General features: G+C 64.8%; 21 protein-coding genes and 1 pseudogene. 11 read left to right on the forward strand and 11 right to left on the reverse strand.

Annotation, left to right across the window (positions count from 1 at the left end):
• Positions 1-22 precede the first annotated feature (22 nt).
• From XI03_RS34100 to XI03_RS34110, 3 genes are all read right to left on the reverse strand, one after another.
• Entirely contained in the window at positions 23-1,303 is a 1,281-nt protein-coding gene (locus tag XI03_RS34100) for a hypothetical protein (protein WP_271594554.1), read from the reverse strand.
• Positions 1,304-1,464: 161 nt separating this feature from the next.
• Positions 1,465-2,607: a glycosyltransferase gene (locus XI03_RS34105; RefSeq protein WP_271594555.1), complete on the reverse strand. Its 1,143-nt coding sequence runs from the start codon at positions 2,605-2,607 to the stop codon at positions 1,465-1,467.
• 264 nt (positions 2,608-2,871) lie between these two features.
• Positions 2,872-3,975 carry a glycosyltransferase family 4 protein gene (locus XI03_RS34110; protein ID WP_038951063.1) on the reverse strand — a complete coding sequence of 368 codons (1,104 nt, stop codon included), beginning with the start codon at positions 3,973-3,975 and terminating at the stop codon, positions 2,872-2,874.
• 183 nt (positions 3,976-4,158) lie between these two features.
• On the opposite strand from XI03_RS34110, the gene XI03_RS34115 reads away from it, so the two are divergent.
• Positions 4,159-5,034 carry an aldose 1-epimerase family protein gene (locus XI03_RS34115; RefSeq protein WP_271594556.1) on the forward strand — a complete coding sequence of 292 codons (876 nt, stop codon included), beginning with the start codon at positions 4,159-4,161 and terminating at the stop codon, positions 5,032-5,034.
• Between the two features lie 28 nt (positions 5,035-5,062).
• On the opposite strand, the gene XI03_RS34120 is transcribed toward XI03_RS34115, so the two are convergent.
• Together XI03_RS34120 and XI03_RS34125 are read right to left on the reverse strand one after the other, a co-directional pair.
• A complete protein-coding gene (locus XI03_RS34120) occupies positions 5,063-5,911 on the reverse strand; it encodes an MBL fold metallo-hydrolase (RefSeq protein ID WP_271594557.1) in 849 nt (282 codons plus the stop codon).
• Positions 5,912-6,004: 93 nt separating this feature from the next.
• Positions 6,005-7,162 carry an acyltransferase family protein gene (locus XI03_RS34125; protein ID WP_038972567.1) on the reverse strand — a complete coding sequence of 386 codons (1,158 nt, stop codon included), beginning with the start codon at positions 7,160-7,162 and terminating at the stop codon, positions 6,005-6,007.
• Between the two features lie 296 nt (positions 7,163-7,458).
• Here XI03_RS34125 and XI03_RS34130 point away from each other — a divergent pair, with 296 nt between their 5' ends.
• Positions 7,459-8,274, forward strand: coding sequence for a response regulator transcription factor (locus XI03_RS34130; RefSeq protein ID WP_038972568.1), 816 nt, complete (start codon positions 7,459-7,461; stop codon positions 8,272-8,274).
• A gap of 10 nt (positions 8,275-8,284) precedes the next feature.
• Here the strand turns inward: XI03_RS34130 and XI03_RS34135 are convergent, their stop codons facing one another.
• Positions 8,285-9,040, reverse strand: a complete 756-nt coding sequence (locus XI03_RS34135) for a transglycosylase SLT domain-containing protein (protein ID WP_333936652.1) — start codon at positions 9,038-9,040, stop codon at positions 8,285-8,287.
• Positions 9,041-9,138: 98 nt separating this feature from the next.
• Complete coding sequence (locus tag XI03_RS34140) at positions 9,139-10,275, reverse strand: alpha/beta hydrolase family protein (protein WP_271594558.1); 1,137 nt, start codon at positions 10,273-10,275, stop codon at positions 9,139-9,141.
• Between the two features lie 948 nt (positions 10,276-11,223).
• On the opposite strand from XI03_RS34140, the gene pgm reads away from it, so the two are divergent.
• From pgm to XI03_RS34160, 4 genes are all read left to right on the forward strand, one after another.
• Positions 11,224-12,918, forward strand: coding sequence for a phosphoglucomutase (alpha-D-glucose-1,6-bisphosphate-dependent) (pgm, locus tag XI03_RS34145; RefSeq protein WP_442869772.1), 1,695 nt, complete (start codon positions 11,224-11,226; stop codon positions 12,916-12,918).
• A gap of 297 nt (positions 12,919-13,215) precedes the next feature.
• On the forward strand, positions 13,216-14,265 hold the full coding sequence (locus tag XI03_RS34150) for an aromatic ring-hydroxylating dioxygenase subunit alpha (protein WP_038948371.1): 1,050 nt from the start codon (positions 13,216-13,218) through the stop codon (positions 14,263-14,265).
• Positions 14,266-14,270: 5 nt separating this feature from the next.
• Positions 14,271-15,035, forward strand: coding sequence for a GntR family transcriptional regulator (locus tag XI03_RS34155; RefSeq protein ID WP_271594560.1), 765 nt, complete (start codon positions 14,271-14,273; stop codon positions 15,033-15,035).
• Between the two features lie 10 nt (positions 15,036-15,045).
• On the forward strand, positions 15,046-16,026 hold the full coding sequence (locus tag XI03_RS34160; RefSeq protein WP_271594561.1) for a PDR/VanB family oxidoreductase: 981 nt from the start codon (positions 15,046-15,048) through the stop codon (positions 16,024-16,026).
• Between the two features lie 217 nt (positions 16,027-16,243).
• Here the strand turns inward: XI03_RS34160 and XI03_RS34165 are convergent, their stop codons facing one another.
• Both XI03_RS34165 and XI03_RS34170 read right to left on the reverse strand, forming a co-directional pair.
• On the reverse strand, positions 16,244-18,205 hold the full coding sequence (locus tag XI03_RS34165; protein ID WP_271594562.1) for a putative bifunctional diguanylate cyclase/phosphodiesterase: 1,962 nt from the start codon (positions 18,203-18,205) through the stop codon (positions 16,244-16,246).
• 167 nt (positions 18,206-18,372) lie between these two features.
• Positions 18,373-19,874, reverse strand: a pseudogene (locus XI03_RS34170) (FAD-dependent oxidoreductase).
• Positions 19,875-19,924: 50 nt separating this feature from the next.
• Between XI03_RS34170 and XI03_RS34175 the strand changes: the two are divergent.
• Entirely contained in the window at positions 19,925-20,404 is a 480-nt protein-coding gene (locus XI03_RS34175) for a MarR family winged helix-turn-helix transcriptional regulator (RefSeq protein WP_038972582.1), read from the forward strand.
• A gap of 24 nt (positions 20,405-20,428) precedes the next feature.
• Here the strand turns inward: XI03_RS34175 and XI03_RS34180 are convergent, their stop codons facing one another.
• Positions 20,429-20,794: a nuclear transport factor 2 family protein gene (locus XI03_RS34180; RefSeq protein ID WP_028141780.1), complete on the reverse strand. Its 366-nt coding sequence runs from the start codon at positions 20,792-20,794 to the stop codon at positions 20,429-20,431.
• A 100-nt stretch (positions 20,795-20,894) separates the two neighbouring features.
• On the opposite strand from XI03_RS34180, the gene XI03_RS34185 reads away from it, so the two are divergent.
• The 3 genes from XI03_RS34185 to hemC are packed head-to-tail and all read left to right on the forward strand — an operon-like array spanning position 20,895 to position 24,166.
• On the forward strand, positions 20,895-21,485 hold the full coding sequence (locus XI03_RS34185) for a TetR/AcrR family transcriptional regulator (RefSeq protein WP_271594563.1): 591 nt from the start codon (positions 20,895-20,897) through the stop codon (positions 21,483-21,485).
• 49 nt (positions 21,486-21,534) lie between these two features.
• Positions 21,535-23,160: a GMC family oxidoreductase gene (locus XI03_RS34190; RefSeq protein ID WP_038972584.1), complete on the forward strand. Its 1,626-nt coding sequence runs from the start codon at positions 21,535-21,537 to the stop codon at positions 23,158-23,160.
• Positions 23,161-23,185: 25 nt separating this feature from the next.
• Entirely contained in the window at positions 23,186-24,166 is a 981-nt protein-coding gene (gene hemC / locus XI03_RS34195) for a hydroxymethylbilane synthase (protein ID WP_028141777.1), read from the forward strand.
• Between the two features lie 170 nt (positions 24,167-24,336).
• Here the strand turns inward: hemC and hemE are convergent, their stop codons facing one another.
• On the reverse strand, positions 24,337-25,371 hold the full coding sequence (gene hemE, locus XI03_RS34200) for a uroporphyrinogen decarboxylase (RefSeq protein ID WP_271594564.1): 1,035 nt from the start codon (positions 25,369-25,371) through the stop codon (positions 24,337-24,339).
• Between the two features lie 106 nt (positions 25,372-25,477).
• On the opposite strand from hemE, the gene XI03_RS34205 reads away from it, so the two are divergent.
• A complete protein-coding gene (locus XI03_RS34205) occupies positions 25,478-25,693 on the forward strand; it encodes a hypothetical protein (protein WP_028141775.1) in 216 nt (71 codons plus the stop codon).
• The last annotated feature ends 167 nt before the right edge of the window (positions 25,694-25,860 follow it).

The following is a 25,860-nucleotide window of genomic DNA, read 5'->3' on the forward strand; positions in this document are numbered from 1 at the left end:
CCTCATGTCTGCAAAATCGTGTCTACCGCGCCGGCCTGATCTCCAGGGCGGGAACGGCACTGTCATTGGCTGCAATCAGAACCGGTGTGCTCGAAACGGGGATCCAGACCCCGGACGCAGGCCTTGCCGCCTGGTCGCACGGCATCGCAAAGCTCGCGCCCTGTTGATCGCCCTTGAGCCGGATCTCGTAACGTCGGTCCGGGGCCTCGGACCAGACCGCAACTCTGCCGCCGGAAGTCGTCGATGCATTGATCGACACGACGCCGCTGGCGAGCTCGCGGCGCTCGGCACTCAGGCTGGGGCGAATGAAGGCCCAGGCCCCCTGGGCCGCGCAGGCAACCGGCTTTGGCGAATTATCGAAACGATAGAGTCCGAAATTATCCTCCAGCTCCGACGGGTTCTTTCCACTGTCCTTGAGTTCGTAGAGCCACATGCCCTTGAGCCAGCGTGTCGCGGTCGACGCCCACAGGATCAGCTGCGCGGTATTGTCGGCCTGGGCCTGCTCGCTGACGCCGCATTTGTTGGTGGCCGTGGTCCAGCCCGTCTCGGTGACATAGATCGGGAAGTCAGGATTTCCGCTGGCCTGGCCGACCATACGGTGAAACGCCGTGAGCCGGTCGATGATCTCGGCCGACGTGCGTTTGCTCGGGCCCATGCAGAAATTGTAGAGATGGATCGAAGCACCGTCCGCATGCTGAAGAATGCCGGTCCGCAGCATCTTCTCCGTCCATGTCCAGCCCGGATCGTCGCCGAGCGCTCCGACCAGGAAAGGCGCATGCGGTGCTACGCGCTTCACTGCCGGCCGCGCGACTTGCGCGAGCGCCAGATAGTTCTCCGGCGAGAACGCCGGATCCTTCTTCGCCGCCAGATTCCATTCGTTCCAGAGCTCGAAGACCGGATGCTGCGCCACGACCGATTGGGCCGCCGCTGCAGCATAATCGGCGAACCGCTGCCGGGCCTCATCGGTGGTCGGCGGCGAGGAATTCGGAACCAGATGATGGCCGAAGGCGAGGATCAGGAGAGGGCGCGCGACCCCGGACCTGACCTGCGCTTCGAGCCTGCCGAGCCTGGGCGTGAAGCCCATCCGGCGGCCCCCCACCTCGAAATCGGACCAGGGAAAATCATCGCGGAAGGCGTTGAGGCCGAGTTGCTTGATCTGCGCGACGTTTTCCGAAGGAACGTATCCGCGCGCGCTCACCGGGCCACCCAGCCCCTGATGCGTGCCGACGCCCAGCAGGAATCGAGCATCGAGCGGTTGCGCCTGCTGTGCGCAGACGGAGACCGGCAGAAAAATCGATGCCATGAGGCCCGCGAGGCGGAAGCTGCCGCGAGCCAAGGTGCGTGAGAATATCATCGGCTAGTTCATGCTCGCGCGTGCTGCGTTCGCGCTGACACCCAGTCCGGTCCATGACATCGCCATCGCGATCTCCTGTATCTGCGACGGCAAGTGTGAACGTCGAGCCATCAGAAATTCTTGGAGAGGTCCGACCGCAGCCCCGCCTTCGCGTCGATCGGTGTCCGGTCGTCGTCGTGGAGCAGCTCGGCATAGACCTGCTGCAATTGCCCATGCGTCTTCTGAACGTCATAAAACTGCTTGAACCGGTCGTAGCCGCGTTGTCCCAGCACCTTGAGGTCGAGATCGAGTGCTCGCCGGAAACCGTCGACGAGCGGCTGGACCGCGACGGGCTCGCAAAGCACGCCGGTCACGCCATCGACGACGATCTCGGGCAATGCTCCGCTACGGAACGCCAGGATGGGTTTGGCCGCGCGCATCGCTTCCAGGGCAACGAGGCCGAAGGCTTCCCATCGTGACGGGATCACGACGAGGTCGGCGGCCTCGAGCTGGGTCTCGATGGTCGGGCGATCGAGCCAGCCCAGCAGGGACACGTTGGACGGGACGCTAGGGCCTTCGTACTTATTGACGACGGAGGCGCCGATCATGCGGATTTCCAGCACATCCTCGAGCGAGCGTGCCGCCTCGATCAGGAGATCAAAGCCCTTCTGGCGGTCCAGCCGTCCGATGAACAGCACCTTGACCTTCTTGGACGTCCAGTCGGCCGCGACGGGCTGCGGCGTGCGGCTCTTCGAGATGCCGTTATGGACGAGGGTGAGGCGCTCGGCGGGAATTCCGGCGCGGACGGCTTCGTTGAACTCGTCGCTGGAGATGCAGATGATTCGGTCCGAGGTGCGTGCAAGGAGGTTCTCCGCCGCTTTCGTCACGAGATGACTGAGGCGGCCGGTCTCGCGTGAAAACGCCCAGCCGTGCGGGCAATAGACGACGCGCGGACCGTCGGAGCGGGCCGCCAGCGCCGGGCGCAGCACGAGGCCCGCAAACGAGGAATGCAGGTGGACGACATCAGGACGAAAGGCATCCAGCGCTTGCATGCTTGCGCGCAACATCTGGAATAGCCCGGCGATGCCGCGGCCGGATCGTTCGAACGTCGTAATCTGGTTGTCATCGATCGCCGGAAGATCGCGGCGATGATCCGACGGCACGACGTAGTGCACGTTCCCGGCGCCGAAGCTCGCCTGTTGCTGTGGGTGCAACTCGTTCAGGTAGCTGGCAATCCCGCCCCGGATCGTCTCGGCGATGTGCAGCACTTTCATCGTTTGCCTTCCGTAGGGCCGCGTTGGAGAGCCGGACATCCTGTATCCCTGTTCTGAGTTCGCTAGTGCGAGAGACAGTTCCTCGAATACGTAGCGATATTGGGGCAGCGATGTGGTGATGTTGCGCCAAGCTCTTTGTGCGCATGATTGTCATGGGAAGAACGAAAACTTCTCGTGGAACCATGCGCACGTGCGCGAGTTGCAGCCAGTTGCAAATTGTTTGTGCGAAAACCGATGCGCGCGATAAGCGAAGTGCATCGAACTTCAAGCAGCGCTGGCAACGTTTGCCGATGGTGTGAGATGATCGAGCAACGACTTCGCCGACTTTTGCCACGAAAAGAACGCAACGCGTTCCTGCTGCCGCCGGCGCTCCTGATCGGAGATGGCGCCGATTGCCAATCTTTCGAGCATCAGTTGCTTCAACGATTCGGCATCATTGGCGTCAAAATACGCAGCGGCGTCGGCACACGTCTCCACGACGGCATCGGCCGTCGAGGCGATGACCGGGCAACCGAAGATCATCGCTTCGAGCGGCGGCACGCCGAAGCCCTCGTACAGCGAGGGAAACACAAATGCCGATGCATGCGCGTAGAGCGCTGCGATCTCGCTGTCCGTCAGACGCCCGGCGAGCAGCAGGCCGGCAGCGCCCTCGCCCGAATTGTCCTGAAAGACCTTGCTGTTGTCGCCGCCGACGATGACCAGAGGAACGTCAGTCCGGTCGAGCAGCTGGATGGCACGGATCGCGACCGAAAGATTCTTGTTCTTGGTTCTGGAGCCCACATAAAGAAAGAACTTCTGCGGCCGAACGCCGAGCCGGGCAATGATGTCGGGATCAGGGTTCGTCCTGGCGAAGTGTTCGGCGCTATTGGGGAAAACCGGGATCGCCGTTGCTGACAGATTCAGCACCTCGGCAAGCTCTTTGCGCGAAAAGGCCGATACGGTTGCGATGCTTGCGTGCCGGGCGAGCAGCCGGCCCATGGTTCGGTGAACTGCAAGATAGCGCCAGTTGAAGAAGTCGGGCCGGCGAAAGACCTGTGCGTCGTGGATCACCACAATGTGGTCGCGATGGAACACGGGGCCGGAATTGGCGAGACTGATCAAGCGGCCTCCCGCAGCGGCGCGCGCCAGGTCGATTTGGTCCCAGGCGTGCCCGCGCAACCGGCCGACGGCGCGAATCTTGATTCGCTCCAGCTGGAGCTGCTCGCTTGCATCCACGGGCGTCAGCAACTGCCAGTCTGCGTTCCGCAGCGCGGCGGGAGTTTGCTCCGACGCCAGAAGCACGTCGATCGCCTTGACGATCTCGGCGGCATAGCGCTGAACGCCGGTGAGCTTTTGCGACAGAAAGCGGCCGTTGATGAAGAATTTCAATTGGCTACCACATTGGTTGATCGGAGTCCGGGCCGACCTTGCGGCGAAGCAAGGCGGAGGACGAGCCGCAAAGGAGCAACCGTTAGGTACAGAAATATGACGCAGCCTCGCACAGTGGAGGCGCTCTGCCTGCATGGCTGGCGCTGCCTTGCTGCGTGCGAGGTCGCGGTGTAGATGTCCGCCATGAGTGACGATACCCACTCCCTCCGCAGCGGAGGGTTGACCGCGACCGTCAAGGCGCACGGCGCCGAGTTGTGCTCGTTGAAGGACGATGTCACCGAGTTCGTCTGGCAGGCCAGGCCGGAATGGCCGCGCCATGCGCCGCTGCTGTTTCCGATCGTGGGGCGCCTTGCCGGGGACGAATTGCGGCACCGGGGCAAGACATACCGGATGACCCAGCACGGCTTTGCGCGCGACAGCCGCTTTGCATGGGCGGAGTGCGGCGAAAGCCGCTGCACGCTGGTGCTCGAAGACAGCGAGACGACCCGCGCGCTCTATCCGTTCGCGTTCCGTCTGACCGCAATCTATGCGCTCGACGCCGCCGGCCTCGATCTGACACTTTCGATCGCCAACACCGGCAAGGAGACATTGCCGGCTTCGATCGGCGGCCATCCCGCCTTCAATTGGCCCCTCCGGCCCGAGAGCGCGAAAGAGGACTACGCGCTGACCTTTGCGAAGGTGGAATCGTCTCCCATCCGCCGTCTTGATGGCGGGCTGCTGCGCGCGGCCGAGGAGCCTGGTCCCGTCAAGGGTAATCAGCTCGCCTTGTCCGAATCCCTGTTCGTCGATGACGCCATCATCTTCGACCGGATCGACAGCAACGCGGTCCGCTATGCTGCGTCCTCCAGCCCCTGGCTGAAAATGTCCTGGCGCGGCTTTCGCGAGCTCGGCGTCTGGTCGAAACCGTCGGGCGCGCCGTTCCTCTGTATCGAGCCCTGGCGCGGCTATGCCAGTCCCGCCGGCTTTGACGGCGAATTCACGGACAAGCCGGGCCTGATGCATATCGCGCCGGGTGCGGAAGAGCGCTTGTCGTTCCGGATCGAGGTCGGATCGTCTTGAGGCCGAAGGGCGAACCGATCGTCGGCCCTCAGACCTCGATGCGCGTGAGATCCTCGCCGAGCACGACCGGCCCCACATAATCCCGCCGGACATCCGCAAGCAGCGCGTTCAGCATGACATCGTCGGCGCGCGGCCGGTGATGGGTCAGCGCGAGCTTCTTGACGCCGGCCTTGGCCGCAACCTTGCCGACGGTGTCGCCGCAGGCGATCGTGAATTTCGCAAGGCGGCGGAGGTGCTCGTTGTTGATCTCCGGCGTTGCGAGAAAACAGCACTGGACGAGCAAATCGGCTCCCTCAGCCAGCCGCTCGAGCCCGGGGCAGGGGACCGTGTCGCCCGAAATTGCAATGACCTTGCCCTCCGCTTCGAAGCGGTAGCCGAGACACATCCATCGCGCGAGAAAGGCCGGCGGCATGTCGAGGCCGTCGCCATGCGACACCAGGTCGGCGCTGATCTTCCAGCGCCCGGTGTCGAGAACGGGCCCTGGTATGATGTCCGTCGCGACCACGGGTTTCCAGCCGCCGAAGGCCGGCTCGCCCTTATCGCGCCAGGTGATGTCCTTGTCGTAGACCTGCGTGATCAGCGTGTCGACGAGCCGCTCGGTATCCGGCGGTCCATAGACGCGCAGCTCGTCCTTGCGTCCGTGCATCCATGAATTCAGCATCACATCGTAGAGGTCGCCGATGTGGTCGAAGTGATGATGCGTGAGAAAAACCGTGTTGATCGCGCCGAGCGGAACGCCGGCCTTGCTGAGCTGCACCACAACGCCGCGGCCTGCGTCGAACAGGATATTCTCGTCGCCGAGCCTGATCAGGGTGGTCGTCGCCATGCGGCGCGGGTCCGGCCGCGGGCCGCCGGTGCCGAGCAGTATGACCTGCATGGTGCCTACTCCAGCGTGAAGTGTCTCCACAGTAGAGTTTAAGGCGGCAATGAAGCAAGCCGCATCGGGCCGGCAGGGACGGAGCGGGGGCGTTCAGCGCGTGCCGGCCGCAGTGGCGGCGATGGTCGGCGGGAGGATTGATCGGTCCGATCCCGCCGATGTCAGACGGTGCGCCAAATCCTGCGCGCGCCGTTCGACCAGATGCCAGGTCGCGCGCGCGACGAGATAGCTCAGCGCGGCGGTGACGACATAGGCGATGAGCAGCGAGACCAGTCCATCGGCGAATGGCCAGAGCTGATGCAGGCCGTAGATCACCGCGAAGTGCGACAGGTACATCGAATAGGAATTGCGGCCGACCGCCTCGAGCGGCTGGAAGCGGATCGCAAGCTTGATGCAGCCGGCAACCAGTGCGCCGAGCACGAGGTTGATCATGAGATAGTTGAATTCGTGCGAGCCGGTTATGCGGTTGGCGACGAAGGACAGCGCGATGAAGACCGCGTAGATCGCTGCGTCCGACCGGGCAAACCCGTCGCGTAGCGCGAAGAACAGCGCGCATCCGACCAGGAAGACCGGAAGCTGGTTCAGGAAGCTGATGTGCAGCGTGGTCCAGACGAACGCTTCGTGACCGGGACCGTAATAGGCGGAGAACAGCGCGAAGGCCCACGGCTTGAACAGGCAGACATTGACGAGATGCAGCACGATCGCCAGCGCGAGATAGAGATGGCGGCGCGAGCCGAACGCGGTGATCAGAAGCGGGAAGACAAGATAGAAGGTCATCTCGGCCGCGATCGACCAGTCGCCGGGCACGACGCTGTTGACGCTGTCCGGCCAGAAGCCGTGCAGGAACGTCGCGGTGAGGATCACTTGAGCTGGCCCGATGCCGCCAGGCGCGTTGTCGCTCGGCCCGGTGCCGTTGATGACGAGGTAGATCGGGATCGCGAGCCAGAACAGTGGCGCGATGCGCAGGAAGCGGCGGATATAGAACTTCCGCGTCGGACTGGTTTCGACGCGCTGCGTCCACATCAGGCACATCGTCATGGCGCTGACGAAGTAGAACACGTTGACGCCGGTCCAGCCGCACATGAAGGCGTAGTCGACGGCGTGGATATTTGATGGAAACGACTGCGAGACGTGGATGGCCATCACGCCGGCGATGGCGAGGCCGCGCAGGACATCGAGCGTGTGCGAACGGCCGAACGGCGCCGTGCCTTGCTCGGTTCGACCGGCAGCCAACCGGGCCTGCCCCTGCATCACGTCTGCTCCGTGGTTTCACATTGTGCGGGCGGGACAATAGAGGCGCAGGTGGGCCTTCCGAAGCCGAAGGCCATTTTTACGTTAACCGGCGGTTGAGTCCGAAGCCGAATGTGAGGGATCGGCGGGCACGGGCCGGCGCAAGGCCCCTGCGGGGGGCCGCCCTGCGCTATGATGCGCGGAATGAGAATTGTGGGCCAATTCATACTTAATCCCTGGAGACCATGAGCAATATTGTTTGCGCGTCGCAACGCGCCTAATATTCCGGCAGGCAATTTCGGGGGCTCGAACAAGTCGTGAATGTCCGTTCACATGACAGCGCATTGCGCGGTGACTTGAATTTCCAGGTCGGGTCCCAGGCACACAGGACACCCAAGACCGTGGTTGATTCCGCACTTAAGGAGTTGCGTCCCGCCGGCCGCGAGCGGCTGATCGTCGTCGAGGACGATCCGGTGACGCGGACCATGCTGGTCGGCTATTTCAGCGAGAACAATTTCGACGTGGTCGGCGCCAGTTCCTGCGCTGAGTGCCGCCAGGCGTTGCGCGCCCGAACCGATCTCATCTTCCTGGACGTGCAACTGCCCGATGGCGACGGCTTCGAGCTCGCCAAGGAGATCCAGGCGACCAGCAACGCGGGCATCATCTTCGTGACGCGCCGCGACACCGACGTCGATCGCATCCTCGGCCTCGAGATCGCCGGTGACCACTACGTCACCAAGCCGATCAATCTGCGCGACCTGCTGGCGCGCGCACGCAGCGTGCTGCGGCGACGCTCGCTCGACCGCAAGGCGGCGCGCAACCACAATTCGATCGCCTTCGGCGACTGGATCATCGACCTCACCCGGCGTGAATTGCTCGGCAGCGACGGCAAGCCTGTGGCGCTGACGCGCGCCGAATTCGACCTGCTCGCGGCGCTCGTCGGCGCCGACGGACGGCCGCTCAGCCGCGACTATCTGATCGAGGTCGTCAGCAACCGCCAGGCCGAGGTCGACATCCGCACGGTCGACGCGCTGGTAGCACGACTGCGCCGCAAGCTCGTCGGCAGCGGTACGCCCGTGATCGCGACCGTCACCGGCGTCGGCTACAAGCTCGCGCTTAGCGAGCGGCTATAGGCACTTGTCGTCAGCGCGATGCGACGCGCTTCCATCGCGCTGCGATGCGAGCCTTGATCTGGCTGACCCTGGCCTCGTGCGCGGCCCAATAGGCGCGGCTGGCGGCTGCGGTGCCTTGGCGATAGCGGGCATAGACGGCTTTGGGCTGCGCCGCCATCTTCGGGCGGCCCGCGGGTTTTGCCGGAGCTGCTGCAGGTGCTGCGGAAGTGGGCGGCCGGGGCGCCGGATCCGGAGCGGCCGCAACGTCGGTCTCAAGAGCCTTCGAATTCATGGCGGAAAGACGGTTACGGGCGCGGTTGCAATAGACCTGCGACCGCGCGGTCATCGCTTCCTCGCCATGGCCTGCTCGATACTTCATGAGCGCGCGGCACATGTCCCCGCCAGCCAGCCGCCACGCCTGGCTGAGATAAAGCACCCCATAATGGATGTTGATGTCGGGTTCGGCGAGTTCCGCCTCGCTGCCCTTGAAGCCCAGCATCGCGGCCGTCTCGGGCCGCACCTGCATCAGGCCGATCTCACCGACGCTGCCGATGACGGCCGAATTGTAGCCGCTTTCGACGAAGACGACCGCTTCGGCGATATCGGCCGGCAAATTGGTGTTTGCGGTTTCTCGCTCGATGATCTTCCGGATCATGGACCGGGATGACGGCGTTTCGCCGGCACCGAGCTCCGTCCTGGAGATCGCCGACGTCGTGTCCGGCCGGCCCAGATCGCCGTCTCCAGCCTGTGCGCAGATCGGGGCCGACAACAGCAGGACGACCGCCACGTGTCTCCACGTCGCGCCGAGATTGGAGTATGCCCGATCCCACAGCATCGGTCCGTCATAGAGCCCCGGAGTTAACAAACCGGCCTCCGCTGCGGCGACTAGCGCGCGCGGGCGCTCTGATCGGTGGACGTCGCTTGCGCAGGTTCAGCCAGCCGGTCGTCGATCGCATAGAGCGTGCAGGTGGGCGACCATTTCATGCAGGCCGCTAGCGAATCGCGCCGGGCGTCGTCGGCCGTGATGTGTCCCGAACGCCAGCCGTAGCCGCCGTTCGGCGACACCGCGAAAGCCTTGTGCGGCAGCATGCTGGCGAGATAGCGCGCGAACTCGGCCCGCGCGGCCTCGTTGAGCTGGCGCGGCGGCGGCAGCGGGTCGGGCGGGCTCAGGATATCGCGACTGAGGAGGCCGCGCTCGCGCAGGAAGGCGTCGACATAGGGCGTCCATTGCGCACCGCTCGCCACCGCATAGAGGTAGTGGCCGTCGTCACCGAACGGCGGCGCCGCGATGAATTTTGCGTTGCCACCACTGGTGCGAAATCCGTCATGGAGGCGGCGCGCGAGGTCGGGGCCGAAATATGAATCGTTGGTCGCATAGACCCACAGCATCGGCGCGCGCGAGGTCTTGCCGAAGGTGGCGAAGGCCTGCGCCAGCCCATCGGGATTGCAGACGTCGTCGTCGTCGCGCGAGCCGCGGCCGCCCGCGAAGTTGATCGCGGCGACGAGACCGGCCGGTGCCTGCGCGGTCAGTGCGACGGTGGCGAGCCCGCCGGCGGAATGACCGGCCGCGATCATGCCTGTTGTTGTGATGTCGGTCCGGCGCGCCATCGCATCGATCGCGGCGCGCAAGTCGGCAACCGCGACCGCGGCTGCAGGCAGGTAAGCGGCTTTCGCGCAGCCGCCGACGCTGTCGACGCGACCGCCAGGCGAGGTGCCGTAGCCGCGCCGCATCACGATCAGCGCGGCAAAGCCGCGCCGGGCGTATTCGAGCGCAATGCCGTAATATTTATGCGCGGACATCGTCGCGCGGTCGTCGAAGCTGCGCGGCGAGCCGTGGCTGAGCAGCGCCAGCGGATAGCGCTTCGTCCCGGCCGGGCGCACCAGGAAGGCCTCCAGCCCCTGTGGCCCGGCCTCCGCCATGGGGATACGGAGATCCTCGGTGTAGAACTCCGCAGCACGCGCCGGCGCACCGGCCACGACGAGGCCGGCGATCAGCAGAAGCAGCTTGCGTGAAAGAGCCATTGGGCGATTCGGAGGGCCTCGATGGCCGGAAGCATAGCATGATCTCCTTACTTGAACCGTGACCTCGCAGCTATCGCCGTCGTCCTCAGGATGACGGGACGGGCGCCGGCCTGTGTCGCCCTCTGTCAACCCATCTCCACAAAAATATTCCACTTTACCGAAATTCGGTTTCGGCGTATGTGTCGTCCATCCCAGCTCACCAAGAGGGGCGATCATGTGTCGTCACGCATCGCGAGCCGGGTTTGCGGTGGACGCGGCAGCGTCGGCACGAGAGGCGCGGGCAGGGCGGGTAGTCCCTGTGAGCCCGAGGCTTCGTGCGGACGAGCGGCGCTGCTAGGCTTCGTCTCGTCTGTAAGTTTCCGGCTTCGTCGACAGGGCCAGGAAAAACTGCGGCGAAATGGCGGGCCGTGCGTACGGCAAAACCGTGTGGTCCTGGCCGTCGTTGCTACGGTCAAGCCTTTCGCGGAGATGCGAGCGAGCCCAACCGGGCAGACTGCATCATCAATTCGCGGGGCGAGGGAGGCCAGAAGGAATGGTCGGCTCCCGGGAGATCACGGCATAAGCCGTCCAACCACTGCGCAGGGAAGGCCGAGTGATCGGCGCCACCTGTATGCTGCTGTGCGGTTCTTTCTGCGTGTGCATTTCGCGCAGCGGACCGCGGGTGCGAGCCAGCACCCGGCCTTCCCTGCGCCCTCTTGGATTAGAGGGTGGAGCGACGAACCAAAGCTCGGGCGAATCAAGCCGCGAGGCTGCGAAGGCATGTCCTCATTGAAGATCTCAACATCGATGATGCAGGCTCAGATTCATGACCGTCGCAAGGCGAGCCTCCGCTTCGCGGTTGCGCGGGTATGACGGTTCTCTGGGGGGCGCGGACTTTCGCTGCAGCCACCTACCCAGGGAACGCCTTCCCCACCGCGGGTGTTGTGCCCCTTGGCGGGGACCCGGCCGATGCTATGGTGTCGCGCTATCTCAGTACGACAGGACGAGGATATTTCAGTGGCTGATGTTCATCCCGGGGCGGGCAAGCAGGCTTCGCCGGACGCGCTCACCAATATTCCGCGGCTGGTGACGGCCTATTTCGCCGGCAAGCCCGACGTCGCGGATCCCGCGCAGCGCGTGGCGTTCGGCACCTCCGGCCATCGCGGCACCTCGTTCAAGAACACTTTCAACGAAGGCCATATCCTCGCGACGACGCAGGCCATTTGCGACCACAGACGGGAAAAGGGGCTGACCGGACCGCTGTTCATCGGCATCGACACTCACGCGCTGGCCGAGCCGGCACTGGTCAGCGCCGTCGAGGTGTTCGCCGCCAACGGCGTCGACATCATGATCGACAAGGACGGCGGCTACACGCCGACGCCGGTGATCTCGCACGCGATCCTCACCTACAACAAGGGCCGCACATCGGGTCTCGCTGACGGCGTCGTCATCACGCCCTCGCACAATCCGCCGGAGGATGGCGGCTACAAATATAATCCGCCGCATGGCGGCCCGGCCGACACGGACGTTACGGGCGTCGTCGAGAAGCGCGCCAACGCCTATCTCGCCGACGGCCTCAAGGGCGTGAAGCGCATCGACTATGCCAAGGCGCTGAAGTCTTCGAACGTCCATGCCACCGACTTCGTCACGCCTTACGTCGCCGATCTCGGCAATGTCGTCGATCTCGACCTCGTCAAATCCGCCGGCATCAAGATCGGCATCGATCCGCTCGGCGGCGCCGCCGTACACTACTGGCATCCGATCATCGAGCGCTACGGCCTGAAGGCCACCGTGGTGAACGAGGCGATCGACCCAACCTTCCGCTTCATGACGGTGGACTGGGACGGCAAGATCCGCATGGACTGCTCCTCGCCCTACGCGATGGCGAGCCTGATCGCGATGCGCGACCGCTTCGACGTCGCCTTTGCCAACGACACCGATGCCGATCGCCACGGCATCGTCACGCGCTCCGGCGGCCTGATGAATCCGAACCATTATCTGGCGACCGCGATCTCCTATCTGTTCGCGCATCGTCCGAACTGGGGCAGGGACGCCGCGATCGGCAAGACCGTGGTGTCGAGCTCGATCATCGACCGCGTCGCCAAGAAGCTCGGGCGCAAGCTGGTCGAGACGCCGGTCGGCTTCAAATGGTTCGTCGACGGTCTCCTCACGGGCGGCTTCGGATTCGGCGGCGAGGAGAGTGCGGGCGCCTCGTTCCTGCGCCGTGACGGCGGGGTGTGGACGACCGACAAGGACGGCGTCATCCTTGGCCTGCTCGCCGCCGAGATCATGGCCAAGACCGGCCGCGACCCCAGCCAGCTGTTCAATGATCTGACCGCCGAGTTCGGCGTGCCGCATTACGCGCGCATCGACGTCGCCGCGACCGGACCGCAAAAGAACATCCTCAAATCCGTCACGCCTGAGCAGCTCGGTCTGAAGGATCTCGCCGGCGACCCCGTCCGCGCAACGCTCAGCAAGGCGCCCGGTAACGGCCAGCCGTTCGGCGGCATCAAGGTCGAGACCGATTTCGGCTGGTTCGCCGCGCGGCCGTCAGGGACCGAGGACGTCTACAAGATCTACGCCGAGAGCTTCCGCAGCACCGAGCACCTGACGCGGATTCAGGAGGAGGCCAAGGCAGGACTGGCGAAGGTGTTCGGGGCGTAAAGCGCCGGACCAAATCGCCGTATCGCCTTCTTCGACCAAGGGTAGGCCTCGCCGCATCACACGGTGTCATCGCCCGCCTGGTGCGCAATTGCGCACAGGGGCGGGCGATCCGGGCAGAAATTGTCTGAACCGATGTCCCTGCGGAGTCCTGGATTCCCCGCCTCCGAATCGCTTCTGCTGATATGTATACATTCATGAAGCTATAGGTATCTGAGTACGTCAATTTCGGCCTTGAATAATTCCAGCCCTCAGCTATTGTATACATAACGCATACATAAGCCGTGGGAGTGAGACCCAATGACAAAGCCCTTCCCCATGAATGCCTGGTACGCCGCGGCCTGGGACGCGGACGTGAAAGCTGCGCTGCTGCCGCGAACCATCTGCGGCAAGCATGTCGTGATGTACCGGAAGGCCGACGGTGCGGTCGCCGCGCTGGAGGATGCCTGCTGGCACCGTCTGGTGCCGCTGTCCAAGGGCCGGCTCGAAGGCGACACCGTCGTCTGCGGCTATCACGGCCTGAAATACAACGCGCAGGGGCGCTGCACCTTCATGCCCTCGCAGGAGACCATCAACCCGTCGGCCTGCGTCCGCGCCTATCCCGTGGTCGAGCGCCATCGCTACATCTGGCTCTGGATGGGCGATCCCGCGCTGGCCGATCCCGCGCTCGTGCCGGACATGCACTGGAATCACGATCCGGCCTGGGCCGGCGACGGCAAGACCATCCACGTCAATTGCGACTACCGCCTCGTGCTCGACAATCTCATGGACCTCACCCATGAGACCTTCGTGCACGGCTCCTCCATCGGCAACGACGCGGTGGCGGAGGCGCCGTTCGACGTCACTCATGGCGAGAAGACTGTCACGGTAACGCGCTGGATGCGGAACATCGAGCCACCGCCGTTCTGGGCGAAACAGCTCGGCAAGACCGGCCTGGTCGATCGCTGGCAGATCATCCGCTTTGAGGCGCCATGCACCATCGCCATCGACGTCGGCGTGGCGCCGACAGGCACCGGTGCGCCGGAAGGTGATCGCTCGCAGGGCGTCAACGGCTTCGTGCTCAACACCATCACGCCCGAGACCGAGAAGACCTGCCATTATTTCTGGGCCTTCGTGCGCAACTACCAGCTCGGCGAGCAGCGCATCACCACCGAGATCCGCGAGGGCGTCTCCGGCATCTTCCACGAGGACGAGCTGATCCTGGAAGCGCAGCAGCGCGCGATGGACGAAAACCCCGATCGCATCTTCTACAACCTCAACATCGACGCCGGCGCGATGTGGACGCGCAAGCTGATCGACCGGATGGTAGCGAAGGAAAACGGGCCGCAGCACCTTCAGGCGGCGGAGTAGGCCAGGTGAAAGCAGCAGCCCCCGAACGTGAGGTCGACCGCTCCGTCTCGCAGACCGTGAAGGCGCAGCTTGCGCTGCGCGACCAGATCCTGTCCGGCTCTCTGCGGCCGGGCGAGCGCATCTCCGAGCTCCAGGCGGTGGAGACCACCGGCGCCTCGCGCACCCCGGTGCGCATGGCACTGGTGCGGCTGGAGGAGGAGGGCCTGCTGGAGGCGATCCCGTCCGGCGGCTTCATGGTGAAGGCGTTTTCGGAACGCGACATCTCCGATTCCATCGAGCTGCGCGGCACGCTGGAAGGGCTCGCCGCGCGCTTCGCCGCCGAGCGCGGTGTCTCCGCGCGCGAGCTCGAGCCGCTCAAGGAGTGCCTTGCCGCGATCGACGAATTGCTGCGCCAGGTGCCGATCTCGATCGAAGCGTTCTCGTCCTATGTCACGCTGAACGCGCGCTTCCACGCCCTGCTCACGGAATTGTCGCGCAGCCCACCCTTGGTCCGCCAGATCGACCGCGCCTCGGCGCTGCCGTTCGCATCCCCGAGCGGCTTCGTGATGGCGCAGTCGGCGCTGCCGGAAGCGCAGCAGATCCTGATCATCGGGCAGGAGCACCACCGTGTCGTGATCGACGCCATCGAGAACCGCGAAGGCGCGCGCGCCGAAGCCATCATGCGCGAGCATGCGCGGCTCGCGGTACGAAACTTGAGGCTCGCGCTGCGCAACCGGACCCATCTCGACCTCTTGCCGGCGCTGGCGCTGATCAAGACCGCAGCCGATTGAGGGCAGTGCCATGCGCTTCATCGAAACCTGGATTCCGGCAACGCTCGTCTCGACGCGCGATCTCGCTCCCGGCATCCGTGAATTCCTGATCCGGCCTGATCGGTTCGACGCCGCCGCCTATCCGGTCGGCAGCCACATCAATATCAGCGTGACCATCGACGGCCTGCCGGAGACGCGGTCCTATTCGCTGGTCGGCGAAGCCACCTCGGCCGGCTTCAAGATCGCGGTGCGCCGTGCCGAGGATTCCCGCGGCGGCTCCCGCTACATGTGGCAGCTCGCGCCGGGCGCGCGGCTCGACATCACCCAGCCCGCTTCGCTGCTCGCGGTCGACTGGGCTCGCGAAAGCTATTGTCTGATCGCCGGCGGCATCGGCATCACGCCGATCCTCGGTGCCGCGCAGGCGCTGGCGCGGCGCGGCGTGGATGTCACGCTGCACTATGCGGTGCGCTCGCGCGCCGAGGCCGCCTATCTCGACGATCTCGCCGCGATGCTCGGCGATCGCCTGGTCGTTCATGCCAGCGATGAAGGCAGACAACTCGACCTCGATGCGGTGTTCGCGTCATTGCCGCAAGGCGCGCTGTCGCTGTTCTGCGGCCCGATGCGGATGCTGGATGCCGCGCGCCACGCCTGGATCGGCGCGGGCCATCCGTTGCCCGATCTCCGCTACGAGACCTTCGGCTCCAGCGGCACGCTGCCGACCGAGACGTTTCGCGTGCGCCTGAAGGGCTCTGATGTCGAGCTCGAAATCCCGCGCGAGCGCTCCATGCTGGACGTGCTCAACGCCAGCGGTCACGACGTGATGTACGATTGCAAGCGCGGCGAATGCGGCCTCTGCGCCATCGACGTGGTCGAGGTCGACGGCGAGATCGACCACCGCGACGTCTTCTTCAGTGACCATCAGAAGCAAAGCAACCAGAAGATCTGCGCCTGCGTCTCGCGGGCCCGTGGCACCATCACCGTGGACACGCTGCTGCGCGCGGACGCGGTTTGAGCGAGCCTTGAGCTGGACTCCATTAAGAAGGAATGGACGGCGCCGCGGGCTCCACCTCTCCCGCTTGCGGGAGAGGTCGCGCCGAAGCGCCGGGTGAGGGCTCTCTCCTCTGAGGGAGTGTCCCGTTGCGGAGACACCCTCTCCTCAACCTCTCCCGCAAGCGGGCGAGGGGGCTTACCGCCGTCGTGGTCGTCACTAGCTCAAATCTAAGTTCCACCTACGCCGCAAACGTCGCCCGAAGCTTCTTCGTATCCAGCAGCGCCAGCACGCCGTCCACCGACACCGGCCGGCTGATCAGATAGCCCTGCACCTCGTCGCAACTGATCTGCCTGAGATAGTCGAGCTGGTCGGCGGTCTCGACGCCCTCGGCGACGACGGCGATGCGCAGGTCGCGCGCGAGCGAGATCACCGATTTGACGATGGCGGCACAGTCGGGCTGCACCAGCATGTCGCGGATGAAGGACTGGTCGATCTTGATGCGGCTGAACGGCAGCTTGCGCAAATAGGTGAGGGAGGAGAAGCCGGTCCCGAAATCGTCCAGCGCCACGGTGACGCCGAGCTGCAGCAGCGCGTTCAGAACCGGCTCGGCCGAGCCGTATTTCGACAGCAGCATCGATTCCGTGATCTCGATCTCGAGCCGGTGCGGGGCGATCTTCGCCTCCGCGAGCGCCTGTACGATGATCTGGAGGATGCCGGCGTTGTGAAACTGCGCGGCCGAGAAGTTCACGGCGACCCTGATGTCGTCCGGCCACTCGGCAACCGTCGCGCAGGCGCGGCGGACGACCCATTCGCCGATCTCGTGGATCATCCCGGTCTCTTCCGCGATCGGAATGAATTCGCTCGGCGGTACCAGTCCGCGCTCAGGATGTTGCCAGCGCAGCAGCGCTTCGAAACCAGTGATCCGGCTTTGGTCGAGATCGAGGAACGGCTGGAACACGAGGAACAGCTCGTTTCGCGCGATCGCGCCCTCGAGGTCGGATTGCAGCGCCTTGCGATCGCGTGACACCCTGTCGTCGCTGGTCTCGAAGAAGCGGATCGTGCCGGGGCCCGCCTTCTTGGCGCGGTAGAGCGCGGCATCGGCATTCTTCATGACGTCGAGCGCCGTGGTGCCGTCGCGCGGCGCCAGCACGATGCCGACGCTGGTCGCGCCCACGATCTGGCGGCCCTCGATGCGGAACGGTTCAGTGAAGGCCGCGACGAAGCGTTCGGCGATCTCGAGTGCATCCTCGGGACGCGCCAGATTGGCCATCACCAGCGCGAACTCGTCGCCGCCGATGCGCGCGACATGCTCGGCGGCGCGCGTGCAGCGTCGCAGGCGGCTTGCGACCTGGACCAGGAATTCGTCGCCGGCGGGATGGCCGAACTTGTCGTTGACCTCCTTGAAGCGATCGAGATCGAGCAGGAGCACCGCAAACTCCTCGCCGGACAATGCCAGTCGCTTGAGCGCGGCCTCGAGCGTCTCGTTGAAGGCGACGCGGTTGGGCAGGTGGGTCAGAGGATCGAGCCGCACGGTGCGCTCCGCCTCGATCTGCCGCATCACGCGCCGCGCGAACGAGAACGAATTGACGAACACGCCGCGCAGCAGCACGCTGCCGTAGACCACGACGAGGAAGGCGATCAGCAGAAAGGCCAGATCGCCATTGCTGCCGAGGCAGATCGCGATACCGACGAAGATCGGGGCCGTGAAGGCGATCGCTGCGATCGGGATCGTGGCGAAGGCGAGCGCGCCGCCGGCCAGCATGCCCGAGCACAGGCAGGTGATGACGAGCTGGCCGCCGGTCGAAGCACTATTGAAGAAGGCGACGGGGACGATGCCCCAGGCGGTGCCGAGGACGAAGGCATTTTGCACCAGCCGGTGCATGGCGCGGCGCGAGACGAATTGCGGCTTGGTGATGCGGCGCGCGGCGCGGGATTGCAGACCGAATGCGATCGCGGCGCTGGCGACGGCGGCGGCCCAGATCAACGCAAGAATCCTGTCCGGCGATTGCCACAGTGCGATGGCGAGCACGATGGCGTTGCAGGCATTGGCGAGCATGATGCCGACCGAATAGCCGAGCACCAGCGACATCTGTTCGGCGCGGATATGGCCGGCCACGGCCTCGTCGGTTGCGGGACCGCCAAAGGCCGACAAATCGCCCGCGAACAGCCGCGCGACATAGCTGGTCGTTTGAGTCCGCATTTCAGAGCCTAGCAGGACGGGCCGTTGGTCGGCTCCTTCAGGGAGAATTCGCCGCAAACCTTTGACGAACTATGAATTATCCCTGACTGCGGCCTTCGCCGCGACCACTTCTGCGTGTTCGTGACGCGATATCGATAACAAATCGATACAAATGCGGACTTCGACACTTACGGAGCCGGCTGGAGGCCCTGTTCGGCCAGGAAATGCGTGAGCCCATCGATCTGCCGCGAGCCCACGAATGCGCCTATGTAACCGTCAGGACGCACCAGCACCCAATCCCCGGGCGACACGGCGTATGCGTCGCGAAAGTGCTCGCTGTCGTCGACGAGCTCGGCTCCGGGCCGATACGGTGGATGTGCAGTCCAGTGCACGCCGATACGGTCTCGCGTTTCACCTGATAGCCAAGCAGCGTCCAATGAGTCCCCTTGAGCAACGCGAACAAGCGTATGGGTTGTCCGGCGGCTCCGCGTAGCGGCGCATCCGGCGCGCGGGCTCCCGCGGACGGGCCTGCCATGCGCCCTGGTTTTTCCAGTGCCAAGGGTGATCCCGGATAGCCGATGTCGAGTTGCTGCACCTCGCGGCCGCGCCTCATGTCGCCGCGCTTGGCCGCTTCCAGCAAGTCGGTGGAAAGGCCGAGCACATTTGCAGCGACGGGGCGTCGTTCTGCCTCGTAACTGTCGAGCAGAGTTGCGGACGCGCCGCCGATAACGGCCGCCAGCTTCCAGCCGAGATTGTAGGCATCCTGCACGCTGGTATTGAGACCTTGTCCACCCGTCGGAGGATGGATGTGAGCCGCATCGCCGATCAGAAATGCACGGCTATCCCGGTAGCGATCGGCGAGTCTCGCATTCATCTGATAGGCCGACGCCCAAAGCACGGACTGGATGCGGATATCGTTGCGTCCCGTGCGCCCGGCGACCATGGCCGAAAGTCCTTCGGCGGACAGATCGATCTCGCCATCGAGCGGAACGGGTGCCTGCAACTGAAACAGCTCCGTTCCGGCCAGTGGGCACAGCGAAATCTGGCGGTCCATCGCGCCATCGTGGAAGCGGTGCCACGCCAGGCGGTCCAGGCCCGTCAGCACGACATCGGCCACCACGGCTCGTAAGCCGAGCGTCTTGCCTTGAAAACCAATGCCGAGTGCGTGACGCACGAAGCTGCGGCCGCCGTCGGCACCGACGAGGTAACGCACGCGCACCGTCTCTTCGCCGTCCCGGCCTGAAAGGCGCGCAGTAACACCGTCCTCATCCTGTTCCAGGCCGACCAATTCGCAGCCAAATTCCACCCGCCCGCCGAGTTCGAGCAGCCGTTCGCGCATCACGCCCTCGGTCAGGAATTGCGGGATCATCAGCGCCATGTTGTAGGGCTCGGCGGGGGTGGGGACGGCGAGCTCTGCGATCCCTGACTCGATGAAGCTGCCGTCATCGCGGTATTTGCGCTGCGGCGGGTAGAGACCTCCGGCGGCAACGATGCGGTCGATGATGCCGAGATCCTCGAAGATCTCAAGGGTTCGAGGCTGGATTCCCTTGCCGCGAGACCCATGGAACGGGCCGGCTTGCTTCTCGATCAGCCGAAAGGACACGCCTCGCCGCGCGAGGTCGATGGCGAGCGTAAGGCCGGCCGCACCTGCTCCGCAGATCAGAACGTCCGCCGTGAATTGCTTTGTCATGGCATCCTCAATATGTGTAATATGCACACATTAGGCAGAGGGTCATCGGGATGTCAAGAAGGGTGCAAAATACACATATTAAAAAGCAGGTGCGCTCGCTTCACGAAGCGTTGATCGACATCGTCAGTGTCATGAACCGCCGGCAGGGCGACGACATGATGATCCGCGAGGCGGGCATCTCGCTGGATCGCGCGCTGTTTCCGCTGCTCGTCGGCATCGAGCGGCGCGGCCCGATCGGAGTCGTCGACCTCGCGGATCGCATGGGGCGGGACTACACCACGGTCAGCCGGCAGGTCGCGAAACTGGAAAATCTCGGCTTGATCAAGCGCCACGCCAGCGAAGCGGATCGCCGCGTCAGTGAAGCCACCATCACGCCCAGCGGCAAGGCCATGACGGACGCGGTGGACAGGGCACGCGAACGGATTGTCGGGGGGATGTTTGCGACCTGGGACGATCAGGATGTGGAGGATCTGGTGCGCCTGATGCGCAAGCTCGCCGACGCCATGATGGCACCGGGCGAGTCAGCTTGAAATCGATTGCGAAAGGGCGGCTTGTCACCGCCCGAGCTGCTTGGGGTCGTAATAGAACCGCTCCTCGATCAGCTTGTCGCCGCGCCAGGTTTGCCACGCGATCTCGTCCAGCGTTCGTGCGACACCCTCTGCGTTGGTGAAGCTGAACGTCCAGCGCGTCGCGACATGGTCGCCGTCGATCAGGCTCGGTCCGATGCGGACGGCCCTGACCTCTTTCGAGGCCGCCAGCACGGCACGCTCCTTGGCGACTAGCTTGTCACGGCCGATCGTCGGAGCGCCGTTGTTCTCATAGGTCGCGGCGTCGGGCGTGCAGAACTGCTCGATCGCACCGATGAAATCCCCGGCCTCCAGCCGCTGCGCAAAAGCTTCGACGACGTCACGGCTCGGCATATCAAACCCCGCAATTAAAACCGACTGATAGTCGGTAAATACCGACCGGTGGTCGAAAAGTCAACTGGCTGCTTCTGCCGAATTCGATTAGACGAGACCCATGGCAAAACAGGCGGAGCGGCGGGCGGCGACATCGGAGGCGATCCTGACGGCGGCGCGCCGCCTGTTCGGGACGCAAGGCTTTGCCGCCACCACCATGGACGAGATCGCGGAGGCGGCCTCTGTCGCCAAGGGAGCGGTCTATCATCACTTCAAGACCAAGGAGGCAGTGTTCGAAGCCGTGTTCGACCGGGTCTCGCGGGATCTCGTCGTCGAGATCGACAGCGCCGCCCGCGCCGAGAAGGATGTGCTCGCGGCGATGGTCGCCGGCACGCAGCATTATTTCGCGGCGACCGCCAAGGGCCCGACCGGCCAGATCATCCTGCGGGACGGGCCGGCCGTGCTCGGCTGGGAGAGGTGGCGCGAGATCGACGCACGGCATTTCGGCGGCAAGCTGCCACGTGCGCTCTCGGTGGCGATGGAGACCGGCCTCATCGCAAAGCAGCCGGTCGAGCCGCTGGCGCGGCTGCTGCTCGGCGCGGTGACGGAGGCTGCGGTCGCCTGCGCCGGGCGCGCCGATATCGCAAGGGCGGGTGCGGAATATGCCCGTGCGTTCAAGTCGCTGGTCGAGGCGCTGCGCCATCGCGCATGATTGTGCTAGTGACGAACCAGAAACGCCCACACAACAAGAAGACTAGCGCATGAACGCAAATTCCTCTCTCGCATCCACCGATCCCGAATTCGACTACATCATCGTCGGCGCCGGCTCCGCCGGCTGCGTGCTCGCCAACCGTCTATCGGCAAGCGGCAAGCACAGCGTGCTGCTGCTCGAGGCCGGGCCAAAGGATTCCAACATCTGGATCCACGTGCCGCTCGGCTACGGCAAACTGTTCAAGGAGAAGACGGTCAACTGGATGTACCAGACCGAGCCGGAGCCTGAGCTGAAGGGACGTCAGGTGTTCCAGCCGCGCGGCAAGACGCTGGGCGGATCGAGCTCGATCAACGGTCTGCTCTATGTCCGCGGCCAGCACGAGGACTACGACCGCTGGCGTCAGCTCGGCAACACCGGCTGGGGCTATGACGACGTGCTGCCCTACTTCAAGAAGGCCGAGAACCAGTCGCGCGGGGCCGACCAGTATCACGGCAGCGGCGGCCCGCTGCCGGTTTCCAACATGGTCGTGACCGATCCGCTGTCAAAGGCCTTCATCGACGCCGCGGTCGAGACCGGTCTGCCCTACAACCCCGATTTCAACGGCGCCACGCAGGAAGGCGTCGGCCTGTTCCAGACCACGACGCGCAACGGTCGGCGCGCCTCGACCTCGGTGGCCTATCTCGGGCCGGCGAAGGCCCGCGGCAATCTCAAGGTCGAAACCTCCGCGCTCGGCCAGCGCGTGCTGTTCGAGGGCCGCCGCGCCGTCGGCGTCGAATATCGGCAAGGCTCGCAAATCCGACGTGCCCGCGCGCGCAAGGAGATCGTGCTGTCGAGCGGCGCCTACAACTCGCCGCAGCTGCTGCAGCTCTCCGGCGTCGGGCCCGGCGACCTCCTGCGCAAGCATGGCATCGATGTCGTGCTGGATGCGCCGGGCGTCGGTCACGACCTCCAGGACCACATGCAGGTCCGCATCGTGATGCGCTGCTCGCAGAAGATCACGCTGAACGACACCGTCAATCATCCGCTCCGCCGCACCATGGCCGGCGCGCGCTATGCGCTGTTCCGCAAGGGGTGGCTGACGATTGCGGCGGGCACGGCGGGCGCGTTCTTCAAGACCAGCCCGCGGCTGGCCTCGCCCGACATCCAGGTTCACTTCCTGCCGTTCTCGACCGACAAGATGGGCGAGAAGCTGCATGATTTCTCCGGCTTTACCGCCTCTGTGTGCCAGCTCCGTCCTGAGAGCCGCGGCTCCCTGCGCATCAAGAGCGCCGATCCGACGGTGCCGCCGGAGATCCGCATCAACTACATGTCGACCGAGACCGACCGCACGACCAACGTCGAAGGTCTGAAGATCCTGCGCAAGATCTTGAATGCGCCGGCGCTGAAGCCGTTCGTGGCTGGTGAGTACGATCCCGGTGCGAAGGTATCCACGGACGCCGAGTTGCTCGATTATTGCCGCGAGCGCGGCAGCACCATCTACCATCCGACCTCGACCTGTCGTATGGGCAATGACGCGCTCGCGGTGGTCGACCAGCGGCTGAAGGTGAGGGGGCTCGAAGGCCTTCGCGTCGTCGACGGCTCGGTCATGCCGGACCTCGTGTCGGGGAACACCAACGCCCCGATCATCATGATCGCCGAAAAGGCCTCCGACATGATATTGGAGGATGCGCGGTAATTTCGCTGCTTGAGAGGGTTTGGACTTGGCTACGCGATTCAAGATCGGCACACGCAAGAGCGCGATGGCGCTGGCACAGACGGAAGAGATCGCGCGCCGCCTGACCGCCGCCGTGCCCGGTCTCGACGTCGAGATCGTCAAGTTCGACACCACGGGCGATCTCGACCAGACCAGCAAGCTGCTGCCGCATGGCGGCAAGGGCGGCGCCTTCGTGGCGCAGATCCGCGCCGCGGTGCTGTCGGGCGAATTGCAGGCGGCGATGCACTCGCTGAAGGACATGCCGGGCAATGAGGACACGCCCGGCCTCGTCATCGGCGCCACCTTGTCGCGCGATCCGCCGAACGACGCGCTGGTGCTGCGCGACGGCGTGACGCTGGAGGCGCTGCGCCAGTCCCGCGGCAAGGGTTTTAAGATCGGCACCAATGCGGTCCGCCGGGCCGCGTACGCGCGACGCCTGTTGCCGGATGTCGAGGTGATCCACTTCCGCGGTGCCGCCGACACGCGCGTCCGAAAGCTCGACAATGGCGAGAAGCAGCGCCTGCCGGACGGCGGCACGGTGGGGCCGGCCGATGCGCTGATCATGGCGCGTTCGGGCCTCGACCGCGTCGGCCTTGCCGGCCGCATCGCGTACGAATTCACCGCAGCCGAGATGCTGCCCGCGGCGGGGCAGGGCATCGTTGCAGTCGAATGCGCGGCGCAGGACTGGCAGACGCGGCAGATCCTGTCGTCAATCGACGATCCCGCCGCGCATGCCAGCGCGGACGCCGAGCGCGAGGTCTTGTGGGTGCTTAACGGCCACTGCAATTCGCCGGTGGCGGGTTTCTCGACCATTGCCGGCGATCAGATGTCGCTGACGGCCTCCGTGCTCGACCTCTCCGGCAACACCATCATCGAAGCCTCGCGCGAAGGCCCCGCCAATCGGCCGCGTGAGCTCGGCCGTGCCGTGGGTCTGGATCTGCTGACAAAGGGCGCCGCCGAGATCATCGAGCGCAGCCGGCCGCGCTAAGCCTTCCCGCGAAAGCGCAACCGGCCATCTTATGATTCCGCGCCTGATTTGCCCGACGTGTCAAACGCGCCTCTGAGCCGCGCGTGCCGGCCCAGAGTTTTCAATGACTTGTCTACTGTGCATGAGGTTGTTTTCGCGTTTTGTTTCCGCGCCCGTTAGGAGCGGGCGAATTAGCCCCGCACGCGTTTGATCATCTGCTCGACATGGGCGATCGGCGTTTCCGGCTGGATGCCGTGGCCGAGATTGAAGATCAGCCGCCCTTGGGCAAAATTGGCCAGCACGTTGTCGACCGCGCGGTCGAGCGCCGCGCCGCCCGTGATCAACACCAGCGGATCGAGATTGCCCTGCACGGCGACCTTGCTTTGCACGCGTTCGCGAATGAAGCCCGGCTCCGCGGTCCAGTCGATGCTGACCGCATTGACGCCGGTCGCCTCGACATAGCCAGGCAATTGCGCACCGGCACCGCGGGGGAAGCCGATGATCTTCGCATCCGGCACCTTGGCCCGCACGCCCTCGACGATGCGGCGGGTCGGCTCGACCGACCAGCGCGCGAACTCGGCCGGCGGCAGCACGCCCGCCCAGGTGTCGAAGATCTGCAAGGCATTGGCGCCGGCGGCGAGCTGCAACAGCAGATATTGAATCGAGTTCTCGACCAGCACGTCGATGATTTTCGAGAACGCCTCCGGATGCCGGTAGGCCATCATCCGCGCCGGCGCCTGATCCGGCGTGCCCTGGCCGGCGACCATGTAGGTCGCAACCGTCCACGGCGCGCCGCAGAAGCCGATCAGCGCGGTCTTTGGATCGAGCGCGCCGCGGACGAGCTTGAGCGCCTCGAACACCGCCTCGAGCATGCCGAAGTCGGCGCGCGCGGCGAGCGTTGCGACCTTCGCCGGATCATCCAGCGGATCCAGCCGCGGGCCCTCGCCGACCTCGAACCGCACCGAGCGCCCGAGCGCATAGGGGATCACCAGGATGTCGGAGAAGATGATCGCCGCATCGAAGCCGAATCTGCGGATCGGTTGCAGCGTCACCTCGGCCGCAAGCTCCGGGTTGAAGCACAGATCGAGGAAGCCGCCGGCCTTGGCGCGGACCTCGCGATATTCCGGCAGATAGCGGCCGGCCTGCCGCATCATCCACATGGGCGGGATGCTCTGGCGCTGGCCGGAGAGCACGTCGATGAAAGGTTTCGTCGCAGATTGGGGCACGAATGGTCCTGAGAAAGGTTATGGCCTCTGATACACCGCTCCGGCCCTCAGCGGAACAGGGGAACCAGCGCAATCGGGCCGCGTTGACCAGCCGATGGAGGACATCATGGCTGAGACATTCAATCCCGCGCCGCATGACAAGCACGCCGACGATCTGCGTGAGGCGCTCGTCGCCGACCGGCAATCCAAGCTCGACGCCGGGCTCAGGGACAGCTTCCCAGCATCTGATCCCGTAAGCGCCACCCAGCCGACGCCCTCGAAGGCCGATGCGGAAGCCGACAGTCCCTCGCTCTGGGACAAGGTGAAGGCGATCTTCAGCTAGGGGAAGGCGACGCCGGGATTCCGATCGGCTTGCTAATACCTTGTTAGCGATGTGCTTATCGCGGCGTCCGTAGGACTACTGGAAACCGTGTAGATGGCTACGTATTCCAGTAGTGATTTCAGAGTTCAATAATAGAAGCGGCAGAGTTTCCGACGATCGGAGAATTC

Origin of the sequence: Bradyrhizobium sp. CCBAU 65884 (assembly GCF_028128835.1) — a bacterium.
Taxonomy (GTDB): domain Bacteria; phylum Pseudomonadota; class Alphaproteobacteria; order Rhizobiales; family Xanthobacteraceae; genus Bradyrhizobium; species Bradyrhizobium ottawaense.